Annotated in this window: 12 protein-coding genes; 7 read left to right on the top strand and 5 right to left on the bottom strand. The window is 37.7% G+C overall.

The window, feature by feature from the left end; all coding sequences use genetic code 11:
• Positions 1 to 387: 387 nt before the first annotated feature.
• The gene (locus PAND9192_RS10455) at positions 388 to 1,551 is read left to right on the top strand and encodes an MFS transporter (RefSeq protein ID WP_159458234.1); all 1,164 of its coding nucleotides are present in this window, start codon (positions 388 to 390) and stop codon (positions 1,549 to 1,551) included.
• An 88-nt stretch (positions 1,552 to 1,639) separates the two neighbouring features.
• Here PAND9192_RS10455 and PAND9192_RS10450 read toward each other — a convergent pair whose 3' ends face one another.
• Both PAND9192_RS10450 and PAND9192_RS10445 read right to left on the bottom strand, forming a co-directional pair.
• Positions 1,640 to 2,725: a linear amide C-N hydrolase gene (locus PAND9192_RS10450; protein ID WP_087853760.1), complete on the bottom strand. Its 1,086-nt coding sequence runs from the start codon at positions 2,723 to 2,725 to the stop codon at positions 1,640 to 1,642.
• A 149-nt stretch (positions 2,726 to 2,874) separates the two neighbouring features.
• Positions 2,875 to 4,236, bottom strand: coding sequence for an NCS2 family permease (locus PAND9192_RS10445; protein WP_087853759.1), 1,362 nt, complete (start codon positions 4,234 to 4,236; stop codon positions 2,875 to 2,877).
• 495 nt (positions 4,237 to 4,731) lie between these two features.
• On the opposite strand from PAND9192_RS10445, the gene PAND9192_RS10440 reads away from it, so the two are divergent.
• Positions 4,732 to 6,030: an L-cysteine desulfidase family protein gene (locus tag PAND9192_RS10440; RefSeq protein WP_087853758.1), complete on the top strand. Its 1,299-nt coding sequence runs from the start codon at positions 4,732 to 4,734 to the stop codon at positions 6,028 to 6,030.
• A 533-nt stretch (positions 6,031 to 6,563) separates the two neighbouring features.
• The gene (locus PAND9192_RS10435) at positions 6,564 to 7,889 is read left to right on the top strand and encodes an SLC5/6 family protein (protein ID WP_159458233.1); all 1,326 of its coding nucleotides are present in this window, start codon (positions 6,564 to 6,566) and stop codon (positions 7,887 to 7,889) included.
• 82 nt (positions 7,890 to 7,971) lie between these two features.
• Here the strand turns inward: PAND9192_RS10435 and PAND9192_RS10430 are convergent, their stop codons facing one another.
• The 3 genes from PAND9192_RS10430 to PAND9192_RS10420 form a co-directional block, all read right to left on the bottom strand.
• Positions 7,972 to 8,862, bottom strand: a complete 891-nt coding sequence (locus tag PAND9192_RS10430; RefSeq protein ID WP_087853757.1) for a DMT family transporter — start codon at positions 8,860 to 8,862, stop codon at positions 7,972 to 7,974.
• A 246-nt stretch (positions 8,863 to 9,108) separates the two neighbouring features.
• The gene (locus PAND9192_RS10425) at positions 9,109 to 9,669 is read right to left on the bottom strand and encodes a 3'-5' exonuclease (RefSeq protein WP_087853756.1); all 561 of its coding nucleotides are present in this window, start codon (positions 9,667 to 9,669) and stop codon (positions 9,109 to 9,111) included.
• 109 nt (positions 9,670 to 9,778) lie between these two features.
• Positions 9,779 to 11,668, bottom strand: a complete 1,890-nt coding sequence (locus PAND9192_RS10420; protein ID WP_087853755.1) for an acyltransferase family protein — start codon at positions 11,666 to 11,668, stop codon at positions 9,779 to 9,781.
• Positions 11,669 to 11,979: 311 nt separating this feature from the next.
• Here PAND9192_RS10420 and PAND9192_RS10415 point away from each other — a divergent pair, with 311 nt between their 5' ends.
• The 4 genes from PAND9192_RS10415 (at position 11,980) to PAND9192_RS10400 (ending at position 15,642) form a co-directional block, all read left to right on the top strand.
• Positions 11,980 to 12,759 (top strand): AraC family transcriptional regulator, encoded by a 780-nt coding sequence (locus PAND9192_RS10415; RefSeq protein WP_087853754.1) that lies wholly within the window; start codon positions 11,980 to 11,982, stop codon positions 12,757 to 12,759.
• Between the two features lie 325 nt (positions 12,760 to 13,084).
• Positions 13,085 to 14,143 (top strand): PTS fructose transporter subunit EIIC, encoded by a 1,059-nt coding sequence (locus tag PAND9192_RS10410; protein WP_087853753.1) that lies wholly within the window; start codon positions 13,085 to 13,087, stop codon positions 14,141 to 14,143.
• Between the two features lie 60 nt (positions 14,144 to 14,203).
• Positions 14,204 to 14,518, top strand: coding sequence for a PTS fructose-like transporter subunit IIB (locus PAND9192_RS10405; RefSeq protein WP_060996894.1), 315 nt, complete (start codon positions 14,204 to 14,206; stop codon positions 14,516 to 14,518).
• 281 nt (positions 14,519 to 14,799) lie between these two features.
• Positions 14,800 to 15,642, top strand: coding sequence for a helix-turn-helix transcriptional regulator (locus PAND9192_RS10400; RefSeq protein ID WP_087853752.1), 843 nt, complete (start codon positions 14,800 to 14,802; stop codon positions 15,640 to 15,642).
• Positions 15,643 to 15,739: the final 97 nt, after the last annotated feature.

Genomic DNA, 15,739 nt, shown 5'->3' with positions numbered 1-15,739 from the left:
GCGTCGCTTTTAAACAATTAAATGACAGTATTTTGATACTTTGTCTATATTTCGATGTTTTTTTATTTAATTTATAAACTTAGACAAACGATAGATCTCGAAAAGCAAGTTTCCATTTTTGATCACTTCAACACATCAAAACTGTCTAACTAGGTGAATTAATCACCACATCAGCACATTATTGCCAGCAAAAGGCTTATATAAGTCATGGGTATTTGTCTGCAACCAAACATAGCCAACCCCAATTAAATATAAAAAATAGTTATATTAAAAAACCACTTTATGTAACCAATGTCTCACATATATTACATTTATTACGTTAAAAGTAGAAAATTCACCCAATAAAGACCTAAAATCAATAAGTTTTTTCTATAGATGGAAGGGTTAATGACAAGGATTACAGAGAATCACCTCAAATATACAAGTTATAATGGGGTCTTATTTTCTCTAGGGCTGTTTTCAATCGGTACAGCCTTTTTAATGAGTATTTTACCGTTTACTTTTAAGCATTTTGGATTTGATCAATCTTTTGCACGCGATCTCACCAGTATTTTTTACTTAGGTGTACTGCTAGGCATATTCTTAACAAAACCCATTATCAATAAACTGCAATTTAAACGAGGAATTTTATTCTTTATCTGCTTATATTTAATAACAGTAACTATTTTAGCGATCTATCCTAATATTTCTATTTGGTTAATCTGTCGCTTTTTTGCAGGAATAGCGGTTGCTGGTATTTATATTTCATGCGAATCATGGCTATTATTAGTTACACCAAAATCGCAACAAGCAGCACGATTAGCAACCAATACTGCAGTATTATGTTTAGGACGCGCCCTTGGTCAAACAGGAGTTAGTATTACGGGAACCAAAGGCTATACGCCTTTTATTGCTATTTCTATAATGATTATTTGTTCACTGATACCATTAATGGTGATGTGTAAATCGACACCAATAATAACTAAAGCAACTAAAATAAATTTAGAAATTATGGGAAAAATTAATATTCAAAGCTTATTGGGTTGTCTAGCTTCTGGGCTAATTTTAGGTTCTTTATATGGTTTAATGCCATTAGAACTCCATAATTGTGGTTATGATCACCACCAAGCTAGCTATTTTATGATGAGTATTATTATTGGTGGCATATTGACAAAACCGATAGCAAAAGTCATTCAAACCAGAGTAACTAAACCACAATCTATTATTATATTTAGCGCAGTAGGTATTGCTACTATGCTAGGTTTTCAATTCACTGAAAATACAATAATACTGTTTACTTGCAGCACCCTATTTGGCAACGCTATTTTTGCCTTATACCCAATAGCCATTGCGCAATCCACACAATCCCTGAATGATGAGCTGTTATTTGCTAATGCTCAAATTATGTTCTTTGCTTTTAGTATTGGTGCAGTCCTCAGCCCTTTATTTGCTCATCCTTTTATGTCTGTTCCACATGGGCTACTGGATTATTTTATTATTATATTTGTAGGTATTGCGGTTTATCTATTAATTCATAAAGCGCCGCCTGAATCAAAAGTTCAACCCGCTTAATCGCAAAAAAGCTAGCGTGTAAACTGACTCTCACTCATTAATATTCATGAGTGAGAGTCTTTTTGATTACGATTATGCTAGCTTTTGGTTATTTAACAGCTACATTCTGATAGCTAAATTTACCATTATCTAGCGCTTGAATATATTCTTGTTTAGCATTGAAGTTAAGTGTTGCTAAGTCAACTCGGCGGATGGTGCTGTTGTACATTGTTTTGTAGTACAACTCGCCATTATTCTGATCAATAACTGATGTCCACTGAGTCGCACTTGGTAGATCGGGAATATGGGCTTTATCGTTAAACTCACTTCCAATTGGAATATCAAAATTATTTAGAATATGAAATGCTTGTGATACTGCCTGCTGTGCTGTTTTTAAAATTGGTGCGCTATTAACGTAAAATGCAGCACGAACAAACCGTGACGGTGGTGAAATATCACCAGGTAAACCTACAAAATTAGAACCAACGCCAAAAGACTGCGCTTCTACTCCATTAATCTGCTGTGGCTTACTAATACCTGGATGTAAATTGATATAGTTATTAAGATTGGTCACTTGCCAATTATAATCAGGCGAGTTAGTTAGCACTTTAGCGGTATTTTTGTGAATATTAATCTTACCGTGATCCATAATTTCAATCACAATACTGTTGCCCTGTTTATCAGACACTCGCCAATGTGCAGTAGGTGATGGCTGGCCTTTTTCATCAAAATAAACAGTAACTATCTTAATTTTACTCAATGCCGCTTCAACTTCAGCTACCGTTGAGTATTGACTTAACATCCAACGTACAAAGTCCATATCATTGATATTATTAGCGGTCTGTTTGGGATCATAAGTGGCTAGCGATCCATAACCACGGAAATAAAATAACCCTGCTGTTAAGCCCTTTTCATTGATCCCTTCGGCAATAAACTTATCATCACTAACAGATATGCCAGCAAAACCATATTTACTTACCCACGTTAACCCCGATTTATGATCAGGCATGGTTGAGGTATAAGAATAATCACGCGGTGCAATAATTAATTTACTGTTGAGATTACTGTGTCCCCATTCAATGGTACGTGCTTGAATATGATCATTGCCTGTCGTTGCTAATGTGATCCCTGTACAGGCATTGGCAGCTTGGCTAAATCCAATAGCAACAACCAACGCTAATAAGGTTTTTTTCATAAATAACCCTTTCAATAGTTATAATAATAAAAGATATATACCAAAAGTTTACGCTTGAGTATTGATAAAAAAAACACCCGTGTAGAATTTTAGATACAAAAAACCCGCGAAAGATCGCGGGTTAATTATCAATACAGATCAGTCGGTATTTAAATAGCCCAACCGCCAGCATAAAAGACCACAAGTGCTATCGCAATAATAACAGTACCGATATTGAGGCGTTTAAAATCACCCGATACCACTCGCCCAATTACTAAACTCACAAAGCCAAGCATTATACCGGTAACAATATTACCCGTAAGAACGATGAAAACTGCACATAATAACCCCGATAGCGCATCAACAGAGTCATTCATATCCAGCTTACTAACATTACTCAGCATTAATAAACCGACATACATTAATGCAGGTGCAGTCGCATAAGAAGGCACTAAATAACTTACCGGTGCTAAAAACAACATCAGCACAAATAACAGCCCCACCGTCGTTGCTGTCAAACCGGTTTTACCACCCGCTGCCGTGCCCGCTGCAGATTCAATATAAACAGCAGCAGGTGAGCCACCGACAAAACCTGCAAAAATACTACTTACAGAGTCGGCGGTTAATGCTTTACCACCACTGATAATATTACCGCGCTCAGTCAATAAATTCGCTTGGCCAGCAACAGCACGAATGGTACCCGTTGCATCAAAAATAGCCGTCATCACTAACGCTAATACTGTTGGTAAAATAACTGGATTAAGCGCGCCCATAATATCAAGAGAGCCTAATAATGAACCGTTGCCGCCAAATGTTGGTAATGCAAACAAACCGTGGTATTTCACATTAGGATCAAAAATCAATCCAAACACAGAAATCGCAATAATCACCAGTAAAATACCACCTGGCACTCGACGTTTTTCAAGCCCAAGAATAGCGGCTAAACCCACCAACGACATAATCACTGGCAATGACACAAAATCACCAAAAGCAACCGGTAAGCCCGCTTGAGGATTTTTAATAACCAAACCGACACCATTAGCGGCAATCAACAATAAAAACAAACCAATACCGATACCAGTACCATGTGCAATCCCGGTTGGCATATTTCTCATGATCCAACCACGAATACCGGTAACAGTAATAAAAGTAAACACCACGCCCATTAAGAATACCGCACCTAATGCAACCGGAATACTTACGCCTTGTCCAAGCACTAAACTAAATGCAGTAAAAGCAGTCAATGATATCGCACATCCAATAGCCATTGGCAGACGCGCCCATAACCCCATCAATAATGAACCAAAAGCCGCGACTAAACAGGTAGCAATAAATACTGCACTTTGATCAAAACCTGCCGCACCCAACATGCTTGGCACCACAATTACCGAATAGACCATGGCTAAAAAGGTGGTTAACCCTGCGATAAGTTCTTGTTTAACGCTACTACCACGTTCAGATATTTGAAAGTAACGGTCTAAACCTCGTGTTGATTCATTTAGAGTGTTATGTGTACTGTCATCAACAGACATGATGTCTTCCTATAATTGTCTGGTTTTAATCCGCTATCATTGGTCGTTAATCCTCATTTACTACCAACGCAAACGTTTACTTTTTTAAAGAAAATAAAAGGCTGACATTATTATGGCTCAGCCTTTAGATCATTCTTTACCTAACAATGATACCTAGAAAGTCACTCTCCCTGCCACCATAAACTGATATTTTGGTCAAATAACAATAATATTTTCATCATCACCATAAAAATTCATTACGTCACAGATAAAAAATAATACCAATAAAAGTGTGACGAATGTAACATTATTTTACTTATTGAAAATTAAATAGAAAAATATTCTATATACCCTTTGTATAACTAAGGAATATACGATTTTTTTCTTTACGACTAAATGTATACTCGCAATCAATAACTAACATGTAACGTTAGCTACATATTGAGATGGCAAATATTAAAATTTGCTTTAAATCCGTAATTTTTGATCTTTTATATAGATCGTTAGGTGATTGCAATGAAACACACATTTTGGCCGGCATTTATTGATGTTGTAAAACGCGATGTTGTTCCTGCATTAGGTTGTACTGAACCTGTATCTGTTGCACTCGCCGCAGCAATAGCTGTCAATAAACTCAATATAAATTATCAGAATATTACTGCGATTAATGTGCAAGTTTCAGCCAATTTAATGAAAAATGGTATGGGAGTAACGGTTCCAGGTACTGGTATGGTTGGACTTGAAATTGCAGCCGCTGCTGGCGCTGTGGCTGGTGATAGCAATGCACAATTAGAAGTGCTTAAAAACCTTACCGCTAACGATGTTGCTATTGCCAAAAACATGTTAGATCAAAAAATGGTAACCGTTAGTGTTGCTAATGTCAGCAATATTCTTTATTCAAAAGTTACCATCTTTAGTGCCGATCGTTCTGCTAGCGTGACGATTGCAAATAGCCATACCCATGTGTTAGCGATTGAAGAAGATGGGATCACAACCTATATAGCCGATCCACAACCGACATCAACAACAAAATCTATTACAAGTAATCCTTTTACTGATGCCTCTGCACAAGATATTTTTGATTTTGCAACCCAGGCACCGTTAGCTGATATTGCGTTTATTAAACAGGCTTATCAACTTAACAACGACCTTTCAATTGAAGGTTTAGAAGGTAATTATGGCCTCCAAGTTGGCGCGACATTTAAACGCAGTATGGAACGCGGTTTACTTGCCGGTGGCCTATTAACTGATGTATTACTTCGTACTGCTGCAGCTTCCGATGCGCGTATGGGTGGCGCGATGAAACCTGCAATGAGTAATTCAGGCTCAGGCAATCAAGGGATCGCAGCAACCATGCCAGTAGTAGTAGTAGCTGAATTTATTAATGCCGACGAAGAACAACTTATTCGTGCATTAATGTTGTCGCATTTGATGGCGATTTACATTAAAAGTTATCAAAATAAATTATCAGCATTATGCGGTGCAACAACTGCATCAATGGGCGCTGTGGCGGGTATGACATGGTTACTTGGTGGCGATATTAAACAAATCAGCGCAGCCATTAACAGCATGATTGGTGATATTGCTGGTATGATCTGTGATGGTGCCAAAACCAGCTGTGCGATGAAAGTATCATCATCCGCAGGCTCTGCCGTAAAATCAGCACTAATGGCATTAGATGGCATTGGCGTTACGGGCAATGAAGGCATTGTCGCTCACGATGTCGACAATACTATTCGTAACTTATCAATGCTAGCCAATGGTTCAATGACACAGACTGATGTGCAGATCCTTGATATTATGATTAATAAATAACCACACATTCACTAATATAGTAGCTAACTCCTCTAGATATACATAAAAAGTAAGGTAACTGATTTGCTTTTTTAGCTTTATCTAGAGGATTATATTGCACCACTTGTACAGTTATCAGCAAAAAACAGTAAAAACCGCATTTTACCCCCTTCAAATATTCTTTTTTGTTATATCAAATTACTTCTAGTTATTTAAGAAACACTCTATTAGCGTAATAATTCAGTCATAAACAATACAAACGCTATTAGAAATAACCACCGTCTGATCTAATAAAAATCGCACAATACTGCTTTTTATATTACACCATCTTATGCATTTACATATTATGATTGGTTTTGATATGTGGCTCTAAAATATTTAAAAAACATAAACTTAAAGTACATTTTATGAGCAACCAACACTCATTTATGCTGCTATTTGATTATAGTTTGACTGCTTTATATTTCTAATAAGACGCAAAAAAGGCCGGCACTTGCCGCAAAAATAATAAACCAAATACTGTGATTTGGTTAACTATTCAGGCTGAAATTAATATGAATCAAACAGTCAATATATCTCCAGCAGCAGCGACCAACACACCGCTGCATGTACAAGCAAATATGACCCAAGAACAATGGCGACAAGCGATCAAATTTGACAATGTCGACATCGGCTGGATAGTGATGAGTATTGGTATGGCGGTGGGTGCCGGCATTGTATTCTTACCAGTTCAAGTGGGTGTAATGGGGTTATGGGTATTCTTACTGTCAGCAGTAATTGGTTACCCTGCAATGTATTTATTCCAAAAATTATTCATTAATACATTAGCAGAATCGAAAAAATGTACTGACTATCCGGGTGTTATTTCAGGCTACCTCGGAAAAAACTGGGGCATTGGACTCGGGATCCTGTATTTTTTAATGTTAGTGATCTGGGTACTGGTCTATTCATTAACCGTTACCAATGATAGTGCCTCTTACCTACACTCATTCGGTGTAACAAAAACCCATCTTAATAATAATGTTTTTTATGGTTTAGCTCTAATTAGCTTATTAAGTTATATCGGTTCTAAAAGTGAAAAGTTCTTATTTAAGATCTCGGGATTTATGGCCGTCACAGTCTTGTTATTGGTCGCTGTAATGGGAATATTATTAGTCCCTCAATGGAGCTTTGCCAATATCACACCGGTTCAAGACTGGGGATTAATGCTTAAAAATGCCATTATTACATTACCATTTACCCTTACATCGATTTTGTTCATTCAATCATTGAGCCCGATGGTCATTTCTTATCGCTCACATGAAAAATCGATTGAAGTCGCACGTTATAAAGCCACTCGTGCGATGAAAATTGCATTTACTATTTTATTTGTTATCGTGTTTTTCTTTGCTGTGTCGTTTACTTTTGCAATAAACCAAGCCGAAGCTAAGCATGCGATGGAATTAAATATTTCAGCATTGGCAATGATTGCACATTATTTCCCTGGTAGCTGGGCAACAATTGTCGGTATTGTTATCAATATTTTTGCGGTTGTTACATCCTTTTTTGGTGTATTCCTTGCTTTTAAAGAAGCCTGCCGTGGCCTTGCGATGAACGTATTAGAGCGTAAATTTGAAACTCACGCGATCAACACTAAACTGGTCGATAAATTTACTACTGTTTTTATTATTCTCGTCGCGTGGGGTGCGGTTGCTTTAAACCTACCGATCCTCTCATTTACCTCTATCTGTTCACCTATATTTGGTATTGTTGGCTGCTTAATTCCAGCATATTTAGTCTATCAAGTGCCAAGCTTACATAAATATAAAGGTACCGCGACCAACCTAATTATTATTACTGGGGTTTTATTATGTATTTCACCCTTGTTAGCTTTTATTTAGATCTTTAGATTATTTAATAGCAAAAAAACGCCGCAATCATCATGATTGCGGCGTTTTTATTTGAGTCTGATATAGGCCAATATTAGGCAGTAACAGCATCAACTTGTTTGTTTGCTTTCACACGTTTTTGTGCCATTGCAACCCCAGTTAATACCATAAGACCACCAACATAATGGTAGCTATGTAACTGCTCACCTAACATCACACTCGCAATACCAGCAGCCATAATCGGTAACAGGTTCATGAACATTGCTGTTCTATCTGCACCTAGACGTTCAATACTTTGCATCCATAACCATGGCGCTAATACTGACGCTAATAATGCGGCATACATGATCAGCGGCGCTGCTGCTGCAGTAATCGCCATACGATGACTGGTTAACAACAATGGTGTTAACATCACTACAGCAAAGAGACACTGCACATACACCGAGTGCCAATTTGAGATCGGCATTTTCCAGCGTTTAAGTAACACACAATATAATGCATACACAACAGCGGCTATCAGCATTAAGCCATCACCCTGTTTAATCCCTTGGCTCACCAAATTACTAATGTGGCCATGGCTGAGCATTAATACCAAACCACTTAATGATAGAACCGCACCAACCAGAGCAAAAGCAGATAAGCGTTGACCTAATAATGGCACACTTAAGAACATACTCACCAACGGCACTAATGAAATAATCAATGCAATATTGGTCGCACTGGTGGTTGCAGCAGCAAAATAGCCTAATGATTGGTTAAGCACCATACCTAGCAAGCCTAAAAAAGCTAACTTAGTGAGATAAGGTTTAATAACAGCTCGTTCGCGCCACACAGACTTAGCTAAAAAAGGGGTTAGCGCAACTAAAGCAAAAAACCAGCGATAAAAAGAAATCGCCCCAGGATCAATGACACTAAATGCCATCTTATTGACAATGGCATTCCCTGCCCAAATTGCAACAGTAAAAAAAGGTAATAAATAGAACATTGTCGGCCTTAGATAAAACAGTCATTTCAATAAAGGACATTGAAATAGATAACAACACTATTTTGTCATTTCCTATGAGAAACATATATTCGTAATCGGACATAGAAAATGCTTAGTCGGACATTTATGCGGCTTGGTTAAATAGTTAGCGACGATTCAAACAACAAAACCCTAAATTTCTCACTGTCTATATCAGAATGAGAAATTTAGGGCTTCAAAGTAAAGCGAATATGTATCAGGCTATCATTATTTATCGTCAGTTAGTGGCTCTTTTTCACAAAACATTGTCGCAGCTAATCGAGCCAGGTTATAAGCATCAACATAACCTGAGTGCTGACGCCCTTCCCATTCCACCCCAGCAATTTCCATTGCCGCTCGTTGCCCTAAACGCTTATTAGTGACATGGCGCTGTAATTTAAATAATGTCGCTAAATTTAAATATTCACGAAACGGCATTTTTAGCTCTTTGGCTGCGCACTCTTTGTGTAAAATACGATCATCATGTCCCCAAGCCGCATAGATTTTATGGCGGCCACCAAATTTTTGTTCAATCGAACGTAAAATAGTTGCCAATGGCTTACCATTTTTTTCAATCAAATCAGGCTTAATTCCGGTTAATTCGCTGCAAAAAGGCGAAATTTCATCATGTTCAGGTCGTACATAATGCTGAGCACGTCGTACAATACGTCCTGTATTTAAATCCAGCTCCGCTACTCCAATTTCGATGATTTCACCAGTTCGCGATGTACGGCCATCATTCCAGCAGCACATTTCGAGGTCAAAACAGACAATACGATCAAAATTCATTAAGTTATCCAAGAGTCACGGCGTAAAACGGGCGCAGATAATACCATTTTGTTACCATGGGTTCATCCTTCCACGGCAGATTATTGTTGCTCTTTTATGAACAACAAAACTAAATGACAATCTGCGACACAATTTTCTCAGCTCCTTGTTGCGAGGCGTGATGCGCATCATGATACAAAGGCTGTGAGTCTCGCACCGCATAACAATAGCGGTTATCACAAAACGCTTGCTGGGTATTGATAAAATGAACATTCGCTGGATATTTAGCTTGCTTAAAATGACTTAAAATATCGTGATTACGCTGGGTATAATATGACCTAGACATAGATACAATATTTTTAACGGGCTTACCTAGCCAATAATTTTCATAAAATAACTTACTAATACTACGCCCCATTTCAGGTACGGGTTCAATCACATAAACATTTTTTTTGGTTTTTGCTAATTGTAAAACCAGCCGATCAAATGACGTCAAAATACCCGCATATTGCGCTGTCTTTTGATGTGATAACCGTGGATAAACACCTTCATTTTCACCATATAGCCCTGCCGAATATCGATTAATCAACACCACATTTTGAATTTGTTTATCTTGCAGAATATAATTAGCCGCTTCGTTATACCATCGAGAGCAATGACTAAAATTATTCTTTTGACCATAAGATGGAATACAACCAGCAAAACTAAAATGTTTTAACCCTTGATCTGTTGCTTTTAAGCGATTCGCTAAAGCATAACTAATGCTGATCGCATGGCTATCGCCTAATACAGCCCAATCGATATTTTTACCATAATATTCACACGCGTTAGCAGGATCTTGATAATCATAAACATGGCAATTAATACGATTTGGTGTTGGCTTAATATCTTTGACGATATTATTAACACTCGCAGGAAATCTATCAACGGCAAAGCCATTATTTTTAAATACCACCGCAGCAAGCCCACCAACAACAATAATTAACCAAACAGGAAGTGAGGTTATTAATTGACGAGGTATTGATACCGATTGAGTAGCAATTTTACGATTTTCAATATAGCGGTAACTTAAAGCCCCTAATAATACCGATAGCGGAATACCAATAAATTCAAAATATGGAATAGACAAGTAATAACCTATCACTACCAGCGGCCAATGCCATAAATAAATTGAATATGACCATAAGCCTATGCGCTGTAGAATAACGTTATTAAAAAAGCCTTGCTGTCGATTTGCTAGAATGATCAAAAATGCACCTTCAACAGGCATTAATGCTAAATACCCCGGCCACATGTCTTTTTCGCTCATGGTACTATAAGCGGCGATAATTAATAAAACACCAAGCCACTGACAATATTTTTTATTTTTTTCATTAAGTTGGACTGGATATAGATACACTAATCCACCTAACATCATCTCCCATCCACGAACAGGAAGCAGAAAATAAGCATAGGTTGGGTTTTGATGACTAACATAGAGATTAAACAGAAAGCCACAGCCAGTAATCACTAACAGTATTTTTTTAATCGTTGTTAATTTGAAAATTTTATTAAGAATCACTAATACTATAGGGTAGATAATATAGAACTGCCATTCAACAGACAGCGACCATGTATGTAATAGCCATTTTTCATGTGATCCAGCATCAAAATAACCAGATTCTTTAAAATAAAAAATATTCGAAATAAAGCCACTACTACCCGCAATATGCTTACCTAAAATTCGATAATCGACAGGAGTTAAGTAAAACCAACCTAGAATTAATAATACACTGCACATTGCCATTAATGGCGGAATAATACGATTAGCACGAGCGATATAAAATTTAATAATAGAGAATTTATTATTTGCTAATCCTCTAAATATAATACTGGTCATTAAAAAACCAGAGATAACAAAAAAAACATCCACCCCAGCAAACCCACCAGGAATACGAATCCAGGCTGGATTAAAATGGAATAACACTACTGCAATAACAGCTAAGGCACGTAAGCCGTTAATATCAGTTCTAAATTTCATAAGATTCCTATATAGATCACATCTTTAGGGGCAAATAAAAAACATTCAAAAATAAACGATAATCTCAATACTAATGTCATAAAAAAAACAATAATAGCATTTATTAACAATTAATTATTCGTGATAAGAATTATCTATAAATGATTAATTTAATATTATTATTTATGATATTTATCATTTATTAAAATTAGATTAGAGTATTTAATTTATACTGGCGACAAAGGAAGAAATGCTTTAGCGCAATTGCTTCTTTTATCTAGTTATTGATGGCTGATATACTTATCTATTGGCAATAGTGTTTGGATCACATCATGGCGACTATTTATAACCCAATTATTGATAATAATAATCCACCGAATGATATTTTTTTTGTTCATGAAGTGTTTGAGCCAGATACGAGTACTCTTAGCCATAGTCATTGCTGGGGACAATTACACCTAGTAAGCAATGGTATTATTGAATTGAGTACGCCAAACAAACGTTTTTTAGCTCCGCCCCGTTATGCATTGTGGATGCCTCCAATGATGGAGCATAAAAGCTATATTCGACGTAGTCTTAATTACTGTTCAATGAATATTTGCCCACCACTATCCGATAAACTGCCTATTTATCCTTGTCTATTAGAAGTAAGCGCAATTATGACCGCAATTATTGAAGATCTTCGTCAACGTCACATCATGGTCGCGACTACCGAACAAGATAAGCATTTGGTCACGGTGCTATTTGATCAACTATTATTGTGCGAACAACATGACCAGTTTTTACCCACCAGCGAAGATAAATTACTACAGCCGATTTTAATTGAATTAGAACATAATCCAATTAACAACCTCTCATTAGCGCAATGGGCCCAACAGCTACATACCACAGAGCGTACTTTGGCTCGTCATTACAAAAATAAATTAGGCATCAGTTTTACTGAGTGGCGACAGCGACGTAAGTTTATTTATTCATTACATCTATTACGCCAAGGCATGTCAGTTAACGAAACCGCATTAACATTAGGCTATCATCAGGCCTCACCGTTTATTACCTTATTTAAAAAATACGCAGGTGCTACTCCTGATCAATACCGTTTGCGGTTAGATTAGTCCACCTTACTCGACTAACAGTGATAGAAATCACACCGATATCGAACCGTATAATCCACTATTTTTATTGCTGCAATCAAAAATAAACACCATTGGCGCATGTTCTGTGCGCTAGATCTCTTTCTCACCACCTCAAACCTGAGAGTTAAATCACAACTCATTTGGCTGGTTACAAATGTCCAGCAAATGCACCCTTTATCCCATACCGATAATTGCTTTAGCCGCCCATAATGGCTCCAACAAAACGGCTTTCCGCCATCTTAAACCTGTTATGTTGTTGTCCTTATCCGTGGCCAATGTTTCATAACGAAATGGAGTGATTCTTATGAAAAACCAATTGTCGCAATTAAAACGGCACCTTTTAACAGGTACCAGTCACATGTTACCGTTCGTTGTTGCAGGTGGTGTACTACTTGCCCTGTCAGTAATGTTAGGTGGTAAAGGTGCTGTCCCTCAAGGTGTATTCCTTGAAGGTTTATGGGACATGGGTATTGCAGGTTTCACTTTATTCGTACCAGTGCTAGGTGGCTACATTGCTTACTCTATCGCTGACCGTCCAGCACTTGCTCCGGGCATGATTGGCGCTTACCTTGCTAACCAAGTTAACGCCGGCTTCATTGGCGCTATCATAGTCGGTTTCATTGCAGGTTACGTGGTTCTACAACTAAAACGTATTCCGCTGTCAAACAAACTCAAAGCCATCTCAACTTATTTCATTCTTCCTATCGGTGGTACGTTCATTGTTTCAGGTCTAGTTATCTGGGTTATCGGTGCACCGATTGCAATGGCAATGGAAGGCATGAACACATGGCTACAAGGCATGGCGGGTACATCTAAAGCATTCCTCGGTGTGATTCTTGGTGGTATGACGGCCTTTGATATGGGTGGTCCAATCAACAAAGTTGCAACTCTATTTGCTCAAACACAAGTCGGTACTCAACCATGGTTAATGGGTGGTGTGGGTGTTGCTATCTGTGTGCCGCCTCTAGGTATGTTCCTTGCTACACTTCTATCACCAAAGCGTTACTCTGATGAAGAACGTGAAGCTGGTAAAGCTGCAGGTATCATGGGCTGTATCGGTATCACTGAAGGCGCAATCCCATTCGCAGCCTCTGATCCAGTACGTGTAATTCCTTCAATCGTCGTTGGCGGTATCGTTGGTAACGTAACAGCCTTCTTATTCGGTGTTCTAAACCATGCACCATGGGGCGGTCTGATTGTACTACCTGTTGTTGATGGTCGTATCTTCTATGTCGTGGCTATCATTGCAGGCTCGGTAACAACAGCCTTAATGGTTAACTTCCTTAAAAAACCGATTGCAGATCGCCAAGAAGAACAAGCACCTACCGCTGCTTCTGACGACCTTGACCTAAGTTTTGATTAATAACATCGCATTCACTTATCAACGCGTTAAACGCATTAAATAAAAAATTTGGAGATTCACATGAAAGTATTAGCTATCACATCTTGCCCATCTGGTGTTGCACATACGTACATGGCAGCAGAAGCATTAGAAGTAGCTGCAAAAGCAAAAGGTTGGGATGTTAAAGTTGAAACCCAAGGTTCTATCGGTATTGAAAACGAAATCACCATGAGTGAAGTTGCTGACGCTGATATCGTGATTCTAACTAAAGATATCGCGATTAAAAATGAAGAGCGTTTCGCTGGTAAGAAAATTGTTCGAGTTGGTGTGGCAGATGCAGTAAAGAAAGCACCACAAATCATGGATAAAATTGAAGCGCATCTAGCACAAGCTTAATCGCACTTAAAGACACTGTTTACTCGCAGTGTCTTTACTCCCCCAACATAAAGTCACCTTAGATCACGTTATTTAAGGTGGCTTTTTCTATAACAGCTGAAAAATGCGCATAACTACATTCTTAACCAAATAAACTGGCATCAAGATAACAATTTCAAGAGCATTATATCGCATTCAAGGGTTAGCTAACTGATAATACGCACATTCACACATAAGGTACGTTAGCTAAATTGATTAGTTAGTCCACGTCCATGAAAAATAACAATAAGTAGACGCAAGAGATGCATAATATTTTTATCGATTTACTCGATAGTGCCATTACTGATTTTGAGTCCTTAAATGACATTTGGTTTGCTGGTGACTCATTACCGCCACTGGAATCAAGCTATCAAGTTAACTTTCCTCGCTTAGAATTAGTCTTTAAAGGCCATTACGCCAATACCTTTGATAATCAGCAACCTGATGCTACCAATATTACCCTTGGAGTGGGTGAAGCATTATTTATTCCAGCCAATGCTTGGAACAAACCTGATTGGCAACATGAGTGCTCAGTACTCAGTTTATTATTTGGTAAAAGCCAACTTGGTTTTAGTCTGGTGAGTAAGCGTGCTAATGAAGATGGTTTTTATGATGTTCAAAAATACAGTGTACCGCAGCGTAGCAGCCATGCGATTGATCATATTCTCAATGCGCTATCAAGCTTGACTCACGAAAAGAAAAAACAACCAGCCGATAAATTCTTGCTAATGGCGTTATTGTGCTATTGCAAAGATATGCTTGAAATGCCGACCACCGATTGTACCCGCCGTAGCCAAGATTTATTTAAAGGCATTTGTATTTACGTTCAAGAAAATTTCCATCGCAACATTAACCGTAATACTGTTGCAGAACGCTTTAATATTTCGCCGAATCATTTATCACGTTTATTTCGTCAAGAAGGTCATATGCGTTTTGCCGATTACATCGCTTGGGTACGATTAGAGCGGGCAAAATTTATGTTAAAGCGCTACAACTTCCGTTTAGAAGAGGTGGCTAATCGCTGCGGTTATCATGACTCTAATTATTTTTGTCGTGTATTTAAACGCAAAACGGGTAAAACCCCAACCGAATATCGAGTCCATTAATTATTCTATAAAGTATCAATAAGTGAATATTTATATTCTATTTTTACATATTCCACTTCAAACTAATAAGACTAATATGATTTCATTTTAATGGAAT

This window comes from Photobacterium andalusiense (assembly GCF_900185625.1).
GTDB classification, from domain to species: domain Bacteria; phylum Pseudomonadota; class Gammaproteobacteria; order Enterobacterales; family Vibrionaceae; genus Photobacterium; species Photobacterium aquimaris.
This window is presented reverse-complemented; position numbering and strand designations above follow the sequence as displayed.

Excerpts from the sequence above, each read along its gene's own strand:
- PAND9192_RS10455 (WP_159458234.1), top strand. The coding sequence starts at position 388 with ATGACAAGGATTACAGAGAATCACCTCAAATATACAAGTTATAATGGG.
- PAND9192_RS10450 (WP_087853760.1), bottom strand. The coding sequence starts at position 2,725 with ATGAAAAAAACCTTATTAGCGTTGGTTGTTGCTATTGGATTTAGCCAA.
- PAND9192_RS10445 (WP_087853759.1), bottom strand. The coding sequence starts at position 4,236 with ATGTCTGTTGATGACAGTACACATAACACTCTAAATGAATCAACACGA.
- PAND9192_RS10440 (WP_087853758.1), top strand. The coding sequence starts at position 4,732 with ATGAAACACACATTTTGGCCGGCATTTATTGATGTTGTAAAACGCGAT.
- PAND9192_RS10435 (WP_159458233.1), top strand. The coding sequence starts at position 6,564 with ATGAATCAAACAGTCAATATATCTCCAGCAGCAGCGACCAACACACCG.
- PAND9192_RS10430 (WP_087853757.1), bottom strand. The coding sequence starts at position 8,862 with ATGTTCTATTTATTACCTTTTTTTACTGTTGCAATTTGGGCAGGGAAT.
- PAND9192_RS10425 (WP_087853756.1), bottom strand. The coding sequence starts at position 9,669 with ATGAATTTTGATCGTATTGTCTGTTTTGACCTCGAAATGTGCTGCTGG.
- PAND9192_RS10420 (WP_087853755.1), bottom strand. The coding sequence starts at position 11,668 with ATGAAATTTAGAACTGATATTAACGGCTTACGTGCCTTAGCTGTTATT.
- PAND9192_RS10415 (WP_087853754.1), top strand. The coding sequence starts at position 11,980 with ATGGCGACTATTTATAACCCAATTATTGATAATAATAATCCACCGAAT.
- PAND9192_RS10410 (WP_087853753.1), top strand. The coding sequence starts at position 13,085 with ATGAAAAACCAATTGTCGCAATTAAAACGGCACCTTTTAACAGGTACC.
- PAND9192_RS10405 (WP_060996894.1), top strand. The coding sequence starts at position 14,204 with ATGAAAGTATTAGCTATCACATCTTGCCCATCTGGTGTTGCACATACG.
- PAND9192_RS10400 (WP_087853752.1), top strand. The coding sequence starts at position 14,800 with ATGCATAATATTTTTATCGATTTACTCGATAGTGCCATTACTGATTTT.